The sequence below is a fragment of the Pseudomonas sp. efr-133-TYG-23 genome (assembly GCF_030209215.1).
Lineage (GTDB): Bacteria > Pseudomonadota > Gammaproteobacteria > Pseudomonadales > Pseudomonadaceae > Aquipseudomonas > Aquipseudomonas rhodesiae.
Map to the genome: position 1 here is coordinate 20235 of NZ_JARVSL010000008.1, position 14300 is coordinate 34534.

Annotated in this window: 10 protein-coding genes; 8 read left to right on the forward strand and 2 right to left on the reverse strand. The window is 57.1% G+C overall.

Annotated features, from left to right (window positions below; translation table 11 throughout):
- The first annotated feature begins 26 nt into the window (after positions 1-26).
- From QRN41_RS04405 to QRN41_RS04420, 4 genes are all read left to right on the forward strand, one after another.
- Entirely contained in the window at positions 27-1349 is a 1323-nt protein-coding gene (locus QRN41_RS04405; RefSeq protein ID WP_167417203.1) for a hypothetical protein, read from the forward strand.
- Positions 1350-1532: 183 nt separating this feature from the next.
- Positions 1533-2210: a vWA domain-containing protein gene (locus QRN41_RS04410; protein ID WP_094065647.1), complete on the forward strand. Its 678-nt coding sequence runs from the start codon at positions 1533-1535 to the stop codon at positions 2208-2210.
- The gene (locus tag QRN41_RS04415; RefSeq protein ID WP_425326808.1) at positions 2200-2958 is read left to right on the forward strand and encodes a PP2C family serine/threonine-protein phosphatase; all 759 of its coding nucleotides are present in this window, start codon (positions 2200-2202) and stop codon (positions 2956-2958) included. The genes QRN41_RS04410 and QRN41_RS04415 overlap by 11 nt, the downstream gene beginning before the upstream one ends.
- Positions 2955-5135: a topoisomerase DNA-binding C4 zinc finger domain-containing protein gene (locus tag QRN41_RS04420; RefSeq protein ID WP_285421208.1), complete on the forward strand. Its 2181-nt coding sequence runs from the start codon at positions 2955-2957 to the stop codon at positions 5133-5135. Before QRN41_RS04415 ends, QRN41_RS04420 begins: the two co-directional genes overlap by 4 nt.
- Before the next feature lie 221 nt (positions 5136-5356).
- Here the strand turns inward: QRN41_RS04420 and QRN41_RS04425 are convergent, their stop codons facing one another.
- Complete coding sequence (locus tag QRN41_RS04425; protein WP_285421209.1) at positions 5357-6625, reverse strand: tyrosine-type recombinase/integrase; 1269 nt, start codon at positions 6623-6625, stop codon at positions 5357-5359.
- Between the two features lie 152 nt (positions 6626-6777).
- Positions 6778-7692, reverse strand: coding sequence for a LysR family transcriptional regulator (locus QRN41_RS04430; protein ID WP_034113643.1), 915 nt, complete (start codon positions 7690-7692; stop codon positions 6778-6780).
- A 266-nt stretch (positions 7693-7958) separates the two neighbouring features.
- Here QRN41_RS04430 and QRN41_RS04435 point away from each other — a divergent pair, with 266 nt between their 5' ends.
- From QRN41_RS04435 to pgm, 4 genes are all read left to right on the forward strand, one after another.
- Complete coding sequence (locus QRN41_RS04435; RefSeq protein WP_285421210.1) at positions 7959-8981, forward strand: zinc-dependent alcohol dehydrogenase family protein; 1023 nt, start codon at positions 7959-7961, stop codon at positions 8979-8981.
- Positions 8982-9688: 707 nt separating this feature from the next.
- Positions 9689-11113, forward strand: coding sequence for a hypothetical protein (locus tag QRN41_RS04440; RefSeq protein WP_285421211.1), 1425 nt, complete (start codon positions 9689-9691; stop codon positions 11111-11113).
- Entirely contained in the window at positions 11110-12516 is a 1407-nt protein-coding gene (locus tag QRN41_RS04445) for an aminotransferase-like domain-containing protein (protein ID WP_123479761.1), read from the forward strand. The genes QRN41_RS04440 and QRN41_RS04445 overlap by 4 nt, the downstream gene beginning before the upstream one ends.
- A 98-nt stretch (positions 12517-12614) precedes the next feature.
- Positions 12615-14258, forward strand: coding sequence for a phosphoglucomutase (alpha-D-glucose-1,6-bisphosphate-dependent) (gene pgm, locus QRN41_RS04450; RefSeq protein WP_285421212.1), 1644 nt, complete (start codon positions 12615-12617; stop codon positions 14256-14258).
- The last annotated feature ends 42 nt before the right edge of the window (positions 14259-14300 follow it).

Sequence of the window (14300 nt, forward strand, 5' to 3'; positions counted from 1 at the left end):
AATCACAAGTGAAACAGGACGATTAGATGGCAATCAAGCTACAAATATTGACTGACGATCCAAAAGAAATTGAATTGATTAAGCGTTACTGGGCAGTCGATGAGTCAGGGCAATATCTCGAAAAGGTGAGTGCTCTAGGGGGCATTATTGAAATGGCTCAGGGTGTCACACTTGCCAGCTTCATACGGCAACGTTGCAATGCGTTCGATGAAAATCAGGTCTGTACTAGTTGCGCAAAATTGATCGAAATCAAAAATCGCTCCGAGGCCAAAAAGGTCCCTGCGCGATCCACTAAACTTTGTACCCCCTGTCAGAACGACCAGGACGCGATTGCGTTTGAAGCTGAAAAGGCGAAAGCCGCAGAGCTTGAACGGCAGTTGATCGAATATGCCCGTAAGCAGTCAAGCCGTACGGTGGACTATTCAGAGATACCGGATAATCAGGTGCTCCTTCTGTTGGCGTTAAACAGGGCCATTACGCCGAGATTGACTAACGGCGGCTTCACACTAGGTGACTGCCGCGGACTGGCACCTAGGTATGTCGGCGACTTTGTTATGCAATTGCGTGAGGCTGGACTGATTCTTGATGATCCCAGTAAAGCCAGGCCGGGCACTTATTATTGGGAGGGCGATGAGATTTGGATGTTGAGGGACCAGGTGGTCTACCGTTTGGTTCCAGATGCCGCATCAAGGAGTGCGGATGAGGTCATTCGTAGCCTGTTGGATAGGGTGTACACAAATGCTGAAGGGCTTTTTAACCTGTGGCTTGATTACTCAGTCGCTGATGTCATGCGCTATCTGGCTAACCAGTGCGACCTTTACCATCATGATCTGTCGGGACAAGAGCTGGAGGAAATAAAAAGTACGATGCGCTCAGCATTGGAAACCTACAGCGTTTCACAACTTTGGTCGGTGGTCTGGAAGGTCGTCAGAGACGCCGCAAGTTTAGCCAATCGCGAGTACTACAACCGTCCCAAAGCGGCTGCGACCATTCCTGGAAAGATTCGGCGTAACTTGGAGAAGGTGCAGCGCGAGTCTATTGAACTCAAGGCATGGAGTCGCCCGGACCAGCATCCCGTAGGCACATTGGGGATGGTGCTGGGTGAAATTCTGGGTGTTGACGAAAATAGCTCAGGGCACATGGTCTCTTCCCTTGTTAACTGGCTCACCGGGCAAGGGTGTTCACCTAGTGCCGGAGCAGAGCTTGACGAACCGATACGGGAATTGATGACCATAGCGTTGGCCCTCGATGTCAGCTCCTCAGTGATGCTGCGGTTTGCGGAGTTGATTCGTGCCGGCCATGACGTTGGTTCTGCCATTGAGGAAATTGGTGAGACGCTTCGGTCGTAAAGGCAGCGGGGAAATTTCAGAGGAAGAAGATGCGGGTAGCAAGCCTGTCCATCACGGCGTCTGGGTGGGGTGGGAGAGACGCTGCTGCTGAAGGCTGTCGCTATCATTTTGTGCGTTCTATGATCCGCAATGTTATCGTGCTATCACGTATGACTGCTTCGTCAGGGACTGAAAGGGGACAAGATGACCGATTTTGAGCAGCAACCTTTTGCGGACGCCGAGTTTGCAGAGAATCCGGAGCAACGATGCCCCTGCATACTGCTGTTGGACACGTCGTCGTCCATGAATGGCGCGCCAATCCGCCAATTGAACGATGCGCTGCAATTCTTCAAAGAAGAGTTGTATGCCGATGCAATGGCAGCGAAGCGGGTAGAGTTGGCAGTGGTGACCTTTGGACCGGTTAACGTTCAAACCGAGTTCACGACCGTTGATGGTTATTTCCCTGAAATGTTAGAAGCCAGTGGTGTTACGCCAATGGGAGAAGCCGTTGAGCGTGCGTTGGATCTGTTGCGTGAACGCAAAGAGCGTTACCGAGCCAACGGCGTCAAGTATTACCGGCCTTGGGTTTTCCTGATTACAGACGGTGCACCTACGGATAATTGGCAGGAAGCGCGCCGACGTGTTCATGAGGGCGAAGAGCGAAAGGAGTTCATGTTCTACTCCGTCGGTGTTGAGGGGGCGGAGATGTCGACTCTCACTCAGTTGGGAACACGTCAACCTCTCAAGCTGAAAGGTCTGGCGTTTCGAGAGCTCTTCGCTTGGTTATCGAGCTCGCTGAGCGCCGTATCGCAATCGAGTCCGGGGGATGCGGTTCCTCTCGCCAATCCGACAGGGCCAACGGGGTGGGCAGTTGCAGAATAGACTGCATTGGCGCTGGGCTGCGGCATCGTGTATTGGCACGTCGCATCTACGAATGGGTACGCGCAAGCAGGATGCGTTTAGCGTCATGCGCGTCCACCCAGATGCAATGTGTGCAATCGTTTCTGATGGTGCGGGCAGCGCCAGCCACGGTAGGCAGGGGGCAGCGTTAGTCTGTCGCACTCTGCTGGTCGATTTTCGTAACTGGTTTAAACAGCATGAGGTTTTACCAGGCGACGAAACGATCATGTGCTGGATTGACCACCTCCGCGATCATCTTTCTATGGTCGCGCAGAAGCGAGGCGTAACTCGGCGACAATTTGCTGCCACACTGGTCATGCTCGTGGTGTTCAAAGATCAGGTTTTGGCCTTACAGATCGGCGATAGTGCACTCGTGGCGCGCAAGGCGGGTGTGTGGGAGGCCATTTGCTGGCCGGAGAATGGTGAGTTTGCTTCGACGACCTATTTCGTTACCGATGATCCTGAAGTTCGTCTGCACACCTATCGCTTCGATCGGGAGCACGACGCGTTCGCGCTTTTTTCAGATGGGCTTGAGTCCGTTGCGCTGGAGCAGGCTACGCGACAACCTTTTGCTCGCTTCTTCGACCCGATGATCAAACCGGTGGATCAAGCACGGGCGGATGGGCGCCTTGCTGAGTTATCAGACGCACTCGCGCGTTATTTGCAAAGCCCTTCGCTATGTGAACGCACGGATGATGACAAGACGCTCATTTTGGTGTCGTATCGATGAGTTATACGCAGGTCAAGATCGGCGGTAAAACCGAGCGACTCGACAAGCAACTGGGCAAAGGCGGCGAAGGCGATGTGTACGCGCTGGTAGGGCGCGGAGATTGCGCGGTCAAGATCTACAAGTCCGAGTTGCGAGGTTCCCGCGAGAACAAAGTTCGAGCGATGATTGACGGGCGATTGGCTGGTGCAACAACCCTCGTGGCTTTTCCGGCCGAAGTGGTGACTGATGGCTCTGGCAACTTTCTCGGTTTTACCATGCGGCTGGTGGCGGGATACCGAGCGCTGCATGAGCTATACAGTCCAAAATCCCGCAAGATGCACTTTCCAAAGGCTGATTATCGCTTTCTGGTCCGCGTGGCTCAGAATGTCGCACGTGCTGTCGCCACAGTGCATCAGGCCGGGTGTATCATCGGTGACCTCAATCACTCTGGGGTTCTGGTAGGTCCCGATGCGACGGTCGCATTGATTGATGCCGACAGTTTTCAGTTTAGTTTGAAAGGCCACGCTTATCCTTGTGTGGTGGGCACCGAAGACTTCACACCACCGGAGCTTCATGGAGGTAGTCTTGCAAATGTCGTCCGCACTCAGGCTCACGACAATTTCGGCCTTGCGGTTGCTATTTTCCAGTTGATTGCGATGGGTAAGCACCCCTATGCCGGCCGTTATAGCGGCCCGGATCTATCTTTAGGCCAATCGATCGCACAGAATCGCTTTGCATTTTCAATGGTTCGACGGAACGATACACGTACCACGCCGCCGCCCGGCTCTGTGCTGCTCGCGGATTATCCTGGATCAATAGCGACGGCAATGGAAAGCGCGTTTGGTCTCTCACCATCGTCACGTCCGGACCCCGCTACTTGGGTCAGTTTGCTCCAAGGACTCGAGAGGGGATTGCGCCGCTGCGCAGACGTATCAACCCACTATTTTCCAGGCTCGGCAACTTCTTGTTTGTGGTGTCGGCTGGCGAGTCAGTCTGGGGTCGAAATGTTTCCCCAAGGTCTGGCTGTTGGTACTGTGCCGTTGGCAGGGCCTTTCGATTTAGAACGCGTGTGGGCGGCTATTCGAGCAATGCATCTCCCTGTTCCAGAGGAGGTTCTGCCGGTTTGGAATGGCACCATCGCTGCCCCCAGCGTTGCTGTGACGCAAGCAAAGGGTAAGCGTCATGATCCAGCGATCATGGGAGGCGTCGCTTTACTAATTGCAATTATTGGTTGTGTTTTCGCTCCAAGAGCAGCCTTGCTGTGGGGCGGTCTCGGCCTTTTCAGTTTAATTCGGGTCTTTGCTACCAATAAAGTGGACTCAACGCCTTTCCGCAAAGCCTATCAAGATGCTGACAGTAATGTGCGCTTGGCGTCTCAAGCTTATCTTCAAAAAATTGGTCTGCGAGAGATGCATATCTTGCATGCTGATTTGGAAGATACAGTCATTCGATATCGGCAGGTCGAAACGGGTCTTGCTCAGGCGCTCAGCCAACTGAAGTTGACACGCGAGGAGCGCCAGCGCGTAGTTTTCCTGGATCGATTTTTGATCCGACGGGCGTCCATACCTGGCATCGGAGCGGGGAAGACTGCCACGCTTGCTTCTTTTGGTATTGAGACGGCTGCGGACATCACAGCTTCAGCAGTTCGAGCGGTGCCAGGTTTCGGAGAGGCGCTGACAGCAAAGATGTTGGCTTGGCGTCAGGGACATGAGAGCAAATTCCGCTATAACGCCACACCCGATCCGTCCGATCTACAAGCAGAGCAGTCCACTCGTGCGGCGTTCGCAACTAAACAAATAGAGTTCCAAAGAAAAATTCAGTCGGGATTGGCTGCTTTGCAAGCTGCTATACCACGCTGCCTTTCTGCCAAAAACGCACCAGATCAGGCGCTCTCGCATGCACTCCAAGCGCGTGCAATCGCCCAACATGATTGTGCTGCGTTGGGGATTAGTGTGCCTGCGCCAGCTGCAATCTCCATCGATGTTCCCAAAAGAACGCAGATACAGCCGAGCAGAGCCCAGCCAGCGCCGGTGACCTCTCGTTCGTCGGTGTCGATTACCACGCGTTCATCTGCAACAAACGCTTGCCCGAGTTGCGGCGCTTCCATGGTTCGTCGTACCGCACGTAAGGGGAAGCATGCGGGGCGTCAGTTCTGGGGGTGTTCCAAGTTTCCCGCATGTAAAGGCACGAGAAGCTAAGGCTTCACTAGCCGGTCAACTGCGCTTTGCCGCGTCTCCCGAAGGTCAGAACGGCCAATGCAGTAAGCCGCGCTATTCACAGGCTTGCCATGCCCAAAGAAGTAGTCAATAATCCGGTCCATAGAAAGCGTTGTGATCTTAAAACTTCAACGATTTCATAGGGATAGATGGCTAGTAAGCGTCTCGTTTCCCGCTCCACTATCTGATTTTTATTCTCATCGTCAATCTGTCGTCACTCGCGCGGCGTTCTGTCTTAACAGGTCCAAATAGTCAGCCCACTGTTGAGCCGCTTCCCGGCGCTGCGCTAGCAGTTGCGCGCGTGCATACACAGCCCCCAGTGCACCTGGCATCCGGTGGGACAGCGACAATTCAAGCACGATGGGATCAATTCCCAGGTGCTCGTGGGCAATAGTCCTGTAGGTGGCACGAAAGCCGTGGGCAGTGATGCCGTACTCCGGCCAGATATGCTGAAACGACTTGAGCATTGACGTCGGGTTGATCGGGCGGCCTGGATAGACCGGCGAGACGAACACCCAACCTTGACCTTTGTCGTCCACCACGCGCGTTTGTCTGAGCTTACGCAACAGGATGAGTGCTTGTTCAGGTAAGGGCACGATGTGTTTGCTTTTGTCCAGATGTCTGGTCTTGCTCACTACGTAGCGCCAATCGGCGCCGACCAGGTCGACATCTTCCCAGCGCATCCGCACGAGATCGCCAGGGCGCACTGGCAACATGACCAACAGGCGCATCGCGTTGGCCACACTGCCGTCATCGCATTCATCCAGGCGTAAAAGGAACCTGCCCAGATCGGCTGGCCTTTCAATCGCCGGATTGCTGGTAACGACGTGGCGAATCCTCAACTCCTCGACATTGCTGAGCGCCACGTTGCGCTCCACCCAGCCGCGGCCTTCAGCGAAGCCGAGGATGGAACGGATGATTGTGCGTACACGGCGGGCCATAGCCATGAGACGTTGCTGGCGCAGTGCCGTGATGATGGCGGTGACGTGTTCAAGCTTGATCTCGCTGACCGGTTTACTGCCGACTGCGGGCAAAATGTGGTTTCTCAAGGCTCCGCGAAAACCCGCGATGGATTTGCTCACCAGATGGGCAGACTTGAAAGTCATCCACTGCTCAGCTACGAAGGCGAAGGTGCGCTGTTCACTGAGCCGCTGTGCCTCGATCTTGGCGGTTTTAGCCTTAAGCGGCGCGATGCCGTTCGCCACGTCGCGGCGTGCTCTGCGGGCAATCTCTCGCGCCTCCTTCAGGCCGATATCCGGGTACGAACCAATCGAAAACTGGTTTTCCTTGCCATACAGGCGATATTTCAAGCGCCAGAACTTGGAAGGAGGGTTTCCGATTTTGCGTGACGCGCTCACCTCCAAGTAAAGACCGGGGACTTCGCCATCGGCATGTTTGCCAGGGGTAGTCAGTGCGCGTACGAAAGCGTCGGTCAGTTTACGCTTGAACAGAGCGCCTTCTCGGGCGTGCATAAGTGGGGGCATCATTTTTTAAAAAATGAAAATATGCCCCCAATTATGCCCCCAAAAGCGTCAGAACCCCTTGGTATTGGACGGACGTCCATGGATTACAGATGCTGTAAGCAGATGTTTTATAAGCCTTTATAGAACATAGTAGAACTCTGTTACAAACTCTCGGGGTCCCCGAAGAACATCTGAATACGCGACCGCAACCAGCGCTCTCCCGGATCGTTATCCTGTGAACCGCGCCACGCCATGTGCAGTTCAAAACTGCGCACCGGCAGCGGCGGGTCTTCTGCGCGCAAGCCGCCGGCCGAGGTCAGGGCTTCGGCCGCGTAGTCCGGTACGGTGGCGAGGATGTCGGTGCCGGCCAGCAAGGTGCCCAGGCCATTGAATTGCGGCACGGCGAGTACGACGTGGCGCTTGCGCCCGAGTTTTTCCAGCTCTTCATCGATAAAACCGCTCAGGTCGCCGGCGAACGACACCAGGGCATGGGGGCGGGCGCAGAAGTCGTCCAGGCTCAGGGAGCCGGGCACGCTGTCGGCGCGCAGCAGTTTAGGCAGGCTGCGGCGCAGCACTTTGCGCTTGGCGTTGGCCGGCAGGTCGGCGGTGTAGCTGACGCCGATGGAGATTTCGCCGGAGGCTAGCAGGCTCGGCATCAGGATGTAGTTGACGCGGCGCACCACCAGCACGATGCCGGGGGCTTCGGCGCGCAGGCGCTTGAGCAACTGGGGTAGCAGGGCGAATTCAACATCGTCGGACAGGCCGATGCGGAATACCGCATTGCTGGTCGCCGGGTCGAATTCGGCGGCGCGGCTGACCGCAGTGGAGATCGAGTCCAGGGCCGGCGAGAGCAGGGCGAAGATTTCCACTGCGCGGGCCGAAGGTTCCATGCTGCGCCCGGTGCGCACGAACAGCGGGTCGTCGAACAAACCGCGCAGGCGCGACAACGCGGCGCTGATGGCCGGCTGGCCGAGGAACAATTTCTCGGCGGCGCGGGTCACACTGCGCTCGTGCATCAAGGTTTCGAATACGATCAAGAGGTTCAGGTCGACACGACGCAGGTCGTTACGGTTCATCTTGTGTCCTGGAAGAGTCAGCAAACTTGACGAGAGCAGTCACAGGGAGCCGTTGGGTTCCCTCTTGCAGCATGACCGGCATGAATCTTACGGGGAAAGACTGGTACTCTGCACCGGCTAATTGAGTTTTCCTACGATACTTAAGGTCTATTCATCAGACGCGGAATCAATGACAGGCATGTCGACTATTAATGGTGACCGATGGTCTTGCCAGGAAAGCCCAGATAAAGTTCATGGCATTAGAGGTTAATTTGGCGAGGTTTGCGATGTCCCGCACGATCCGTTTTCACAAGTTTGGTCCGGCCGAGGTGCTCAAATGCGAAGAGCATGCAGCCGCGCTGCCCGCACCGGGCGAAGTGCAGGTGCGTGTCGAAGCGATTGGCATCAGTTGGTATGACATTTTGTGGCGCCAGAACTTGGCGTCTTCCCACGCACGTCTTCCTTCGGGCCTGGGCCATGAGATGGCAGGGGTGGTCGTCGCCTTGGGCGATGGCGTGGAGGATTTGGCCGTGGGCGATAAAGTGGCCAGTTTTCCGGCCGAAAGCCCCAATGACTATCCGGTGTATGGCGAGCAGATCGTCCTGCCCCGTTCGGCCCTGACGCGCTATCCGGACGTGTTGACCCCCATCGAAGCGAGCGTGCATTACACGCCGCTGTTGATTGCCTATTTTGCTTACATGGATCTGGCACGGGTCAAACCGGGGCAGTTTGCATTGGTCACGGATGCCAGCCACTGTGCGGGCCCGTCCTTTGTGCAGTTGGGCAAGGCCTTGGGTGTACGGGTGATCGCCGCGACCAAGGACAGCGCAGAGCGCGAGTATCTGCTGTCGCTTGGGGCCGAGAAGGTAATCGTCACCGAAGAGCAGGACCTGCTTATGCAGATCAACAAGTTCACCGACAATCGCGGCGTAGACGTGGTATTCGATGGCCTGGGTGGTCCGCAGATGTCATTGCTTGGCGATGTACTGGCGCCGCGCGGCAGCCTGGTTCTGTACGGGCTGCAGGGCGGCAACCAGACGCCGTTCCCCGCGTGTGCGGCGTTTCAGAAGAATATTCAGTTCTATGTGCATTGCATCGGCAATTTCACCGGCAAGCCGGAACTGGGCATTGTCCAGGATCAGGTCGCTTTGCAACGGGCCTTGCGTGACATCAACCAGTTGACTGCTGACCGCGTACTGGTGCCGCTGAAAACCACGGTGTTCCCGTTCAATCAGTTCGTGGAAGCACACCGCTATATGGACGAATGCCCGTGCCGAGAGCGTGTGGCGTTGCAGGTTGAAGCTGTTTAGCGCGTAGGAAGATTCGTAATCGGCTGTTTCGGCCAGCTGGCGCATGGGGCAAATGCGCCATTTGACAGGGCTTAAGCCTCGCCCTTCGTGAAGTGCCGATCAGGCTCTTCAGTCCCTGAATCCTGCTCTTGTCCCCCGACGCCGCACTGAATCCCAGGGCGGCGTTGTTGTGTATGCCCATTCGACATGCCTTCGGCTGTTCATCTGCACTGGTTTTCGACCAAGTTCTGTATCTATTAATCATTAATCCATCACTGATAATTGCGACTTCACATTCATCTCAAGGATTGAGCAATGATTGAATTCATGATGCCGCTACCGACCATCACTCGAACTACGAGTGCATCACTCATTTGGACTTTTGAAAAAAAGTGGGTTGATAACAACTCACTGATCGAAAGCCTGGAAAGTTGCTTGAGTGTATTTGTCGGACGCTTCTTTAAATAATTGGTTAAAGCTGTGTAGGAAAATGTCAGAGCCTTCCTAGGAATGACAAAAATATGAAGTTTATCCACTGATATCAGTGGGTTGCGCAGATCATGCTGGCAACGCTTCTCGGTGATCAAAGCGAGTCATTTCGTTGCGCGGTGCTAGTGTCTAGTTATCGGCGCACGGTGCGAAGGGCGAATTTCCTACATGCGCAATGGGTCAAGCGGAAACTGTCAGCAGTAGCTTGAAACTGATATTTCAACTCAGGTAGTACAACTATGAGCACTATTCACGAACAGGCTATGAATCATGTTTATCAGCAAGTTCTGCAGCGTTTGATCGGGCACTTTACTCGTTCGGGCAGGACGGCACTCCAGTTGTTGGTCCAACGCATTGTGGTGGCCGCAGGGGGCATGGAGCAGGTCGGGGATTACAAAGTGCTGGTGGCCCATGGGGGAGGCGAGGTCAGCAGTTACACGTTGGCGCTGTTACGCGCCGCGCAGTTGACGATCGCTGGTCGCGCTCCCCGAACGTTTCAGTTACGCGTGGCGACGTTACGCCACGCCGGCATGACCGAAGGGCAACTCGATACGCTCAATCGGGGTTACAACCGCCTGTTTCTGCACGATGACTCACGCGTCGAATTACTCATGGTGGAAAACCAGGAGGTCCATCCCTTCAATCACCTGCGTCCCGCGTCTGCGGTCGGGCGCGCGAACAGCCAGCGCAATATGCTGATGGTGGGGCACCTGAGTTCCGGGGACTGTCGCGCGGCATTGTGCAATGAAACCTACCTGGCTCTCGGCGATTTCTACCAGCGCGTCACGACTTGGAACGGCGGAGTTCACGCCTTGGTCAGCGGTGACTCCCCACGTAAGCAAAGCCAGTTTCTCGCCTGGCTGAAAAGAACCGCCGAAGGCGCTGGCATCCCCCCAGCCAAGGGGCGGTCGCGGTCGCTTACCGAATTGTTCGCACGCATGGACGAGTGGAGCACCGGCTACTACCGCGATGTCTATGGCGAACACTACGTTGCGCATGAGAACCCCAGCCCTTCAGGACACCGCCATCTGGCTTACATCGGCATTGACGATCTGCTCAAGGACGTCGACCTGCAATCCGCGACGCTATTGTCCGATTTCATGGCGTATACCCCCGATCCGCTGGGCTTTCATTTCAGCCACCCAAGCTATTCCAATCCGTTGCTGATGGCGCATTTGCGGGGCCTGCAAGCCGAATGCCTGCGCGATCTCGATTATGAAGACGGTGTAGACGGCTTCGTCCAGCAGGCCGCTCACTACATGCGACGCCTGCGCATGCCCGAGGAATTGTTCGCCGAGGCCAGCTCCCGCGAAGGGCGTTTGTTGTCGAGCACCTTTGCCCAGCAATTCTTCGGCCTGGATGAAACCCAATTGGTCTGCCTGCTGTCTTCACCGTTCATTCATCACGGTCAGCGGCTGGAAGGTTATCTGCGCCAGTGCCATCCCGGCATGCTTGTGGCACTGCCCGAACTGCACAAAGCGTTGCAGGGCAAGCCGTCGGCCGAGATGCTGCAACAATGGTTTACCGACACCAGCGGCCTACCCCTGCCGTTGTTGCAACACCTGTATCGCAAACGACCCTTGACCTGCGCCAACGGTCAGCGGCGCAGTGACCGTGCCGTGGCGCATGGCGCGATCCCGGCCTTTCAATTGTCCGGGCGATGACCCAGCGCGGCGAGCGCCAGGCGGATTTCGCTTATCAGGCGGTCTATCGCTACATGATCAACCTGATCAACGAGGTCAGCACGGACACCCGGGTAAAATTGCCGTCGCTGCGCCAGTTGGCCGCTCGCATGAACGTGTCGATATCGACGATCCAATACGCCTACTCGTTGCTGGAGAAAGAAGGCCGGGTCTATTCGGTGGCCAAGTCCGGTTATTACGCTTGGCCGATGTCGGCCAATCCTACGGCGTGGTTGGGCGGGGACTTGCTCGACCGGCTTTACGCTGCGGCCCGGCGCCCCGCAATGGTGGTGCTCAGCGGCGATGAGCCTGCGCTGCAAGCTTCATTGGATGCCACCTTGCTGCGCCTGGAGCGTGAGTTGGTGCGCCAGTATCCCGGCCATTTGCAGCCGTGGGTCCAGCCGTGCGGGGTGTGGGAGCTGCGGGCAGCGCTGGCCGCGCGTTATACCTCGTCACCCACGCGGTGCTGGCACGCCGACGATGTTTACATCGGTGCCGATTTGCGTGGCGTGTTGGATATTTTGGTCGAAGTGCTGGGGCTCAAAGGCACCACGGTGATCGTCGAATCGCCTTGCGACTGGCTGATTCTGCGGCTGTTGCAGGATGCCGGCGTGCGCGTGATCGAGCTGCCCTGGACTGTCCAGGGGCGCTTGGACAGTGAAACCCTGGAGCGGCTGTTGCGCGATGAACCTGTGCATCTGGTGTTGCTCTCATCGGCGGTCAGCTTGCCTTCAGGCGTGGCGATGTCGGCCGAGGATCGTCTGACCGTGGCGCAGCGCTTGGATCACTACGGCTGCTGGCTGCTGGAAAACGACAGCCTCGGCGAGTTGAGCCGGGAGGTGCCACACACGCCTTTGCGCGACCTGGTCAACCCTGATCGGCTAATCGTGTTTTCGTCGTTCGAGAAAATCCTCGGCTCGGAAGCGCCCTACGGCTACTTATTAAGTCGGCGCATGAGTGCGGAGTTGCAACGCCAGTTTCTTTTGCGTTCTTTCCGCTTATCGTCAATACGGCAGCGCGCCATCGCTCGTTTGTACCAGAGCGGTCGTATCGAGCAGCATCTGTGCGCGTTGCGTCAGCAACTGCGCGAGCAAGCCGCGCACATGGGCTTGCGCCTGGCCCACCACCTGGGGGATCAAGTGACGTATCGCGTACCGGCGGCTGGCGCTACGTTCTGGCTGGGCTCGAACCGTGCGGTGGATATGCGCCAGGTATTCCAGTATCTGCTGGCGCGGCAGGTCGTGATCGCGCCTGGGGAACTGTTCAGCGTCAGCGGGTTGCATCATCAGTATTTGCGTGTAAGTCATGCCTTTAATGGGCAGCCGAGCCTGGAGAGTGCGCTGATGGCTTTGAGCGACGCGTTGCGCCAGGCGCAAACGGGTTGAAAATTCTGTTGTGTGTGTAGGATCGATACCGTCGCGCAGTAGTCCAACTCTCAGTAAACTGGCATTTTTTCCGAATTCTTCCTTTCCGAGGTTTATGCATGACAATCAGTCCTTTTGCGGGCAAACCGGCACCGGCCCAATTGCTGGTGGATATCCCGCGACTGGTCACGGCTTACTACACCGGCCAGCCTGATGCAGCGATCTCCACCCAGCGCGTGGCGTTTGGGACCTCCGGGCACCGTGGCAATTCGTTCGAGCTGAGCTTCAACGAATGGCATGTTCTGGCCATCAGCCAGGCCATCTGCCTGTACCGCGAAGCCCAGGGCATCAACGGCCCGCTGTTCGTCGGCCTGGACACCCACGCATTATCCACTCCCGCCGGTGCCAGCGCGCTGGAAGTCCTGGCCGCCAACGGCGTCCATGTCATGCTGGCCGAAGGCGACGAATACACACCGACCCCGGCCATTTCCCACGCGATCATTTGCTATAACCGCGGGCGGACCAGCGGCTTGGCTGACGGCATTGTGATCACGCCCTCCCATAACCCGCCGCAAAGTGGCGGCTACAAGTACAACCCGCCTAACGGTGGTCCGGCGGACACCCACGTCACCAAGTGGATCGAAGCCAAGGCCAATGAGCTATTGGCCAACCGGCTCGTTGGGGTCAAACGTATCACCCACGCCCAGGCGCTCAAAGCCGACACCACCCATCGCCATGACTACCTCAATAGCTACGTGGCCGACCTGATTAACGTGATCGATATGGACGCCATCCGCAGCGCCGACCTGCGCCTGGGCGTCGATCCGCTGGGCGGAGCAGGGGTGCGCTATTGGTCGGCGATTGCTGAGCACTACCGTCTGAACCTGGAGGTGGTGAACACCGAAGTCGACGCCACCTTCCGCTTCATGAGCGTCGACTGGGATGGCCAGATCCGCATGGACCCGTCCTCCAGCTACGCCATGCAAGGCTTGATCGGCCTCAAGGAGCGTTTCGACGTGGCCTTCGCGTGCGATCCGGACCACGATCGCCACGGCATCGTCACCCCGTCCGGCGGCCTCTTGGCGCCGAACAACTACCTGGCCGTGTCCATCGATTACCTGTTCCAGAACCGTCCTGACTGGCGCGCCGACGCTGCCGTAGGCAAGACCGTGGTCAGCAGTGGCCTGATCGATCGCGTGGCCACGCGCATCGGCCGACGTTTGTACGAAGTGCCGGTGGGCTTCAAGTGGTTTGCCGACGGCCTGTTCGAAGGCTCCCTGGGCTTCGGCGGTGAAGAAAGCGCCGGTGCATCGTTCCTGCGCAAAGACGGCACGGTGTGGAGCACCGACAAAGACGGCCTGATCCCGGCGTTGCTGGCGGCGGAAATGACCTCGCGCAAAGGCCTGGACCCCAGCCAGCTGTACCGTGGCCTGACCGATGCCCTGGGCGAACCGTTCGCCATTCGTGTCGACGCCAAGGCCACCCCAGCGCAAAAAGCCCTGCTGGGCAAACTGTCGCCGGAACAGGTGACCTCCACCGAACTGGCCGGCGAGCGCATCCAGCAGATCCTCAGCCACGCGCCGGGTAACAACCAGGCCATCGGCGGCCTGAAAGTGATGACCGAAAACGGCTGGTTCGCCGCACGCCCATCGGGCACCGAGGACATCTACAAGATCTATGCCGAGAGCTTTGTGGGTGAAGAACACCTTAAGCGATTGGTGCAAGAGGCGCAGGTGTTGGTAGACGGCGCCATCGCCGAATAACACCGCAACGCTTTGTAAGAGGGGGCTTGCCCCCGATGGCGG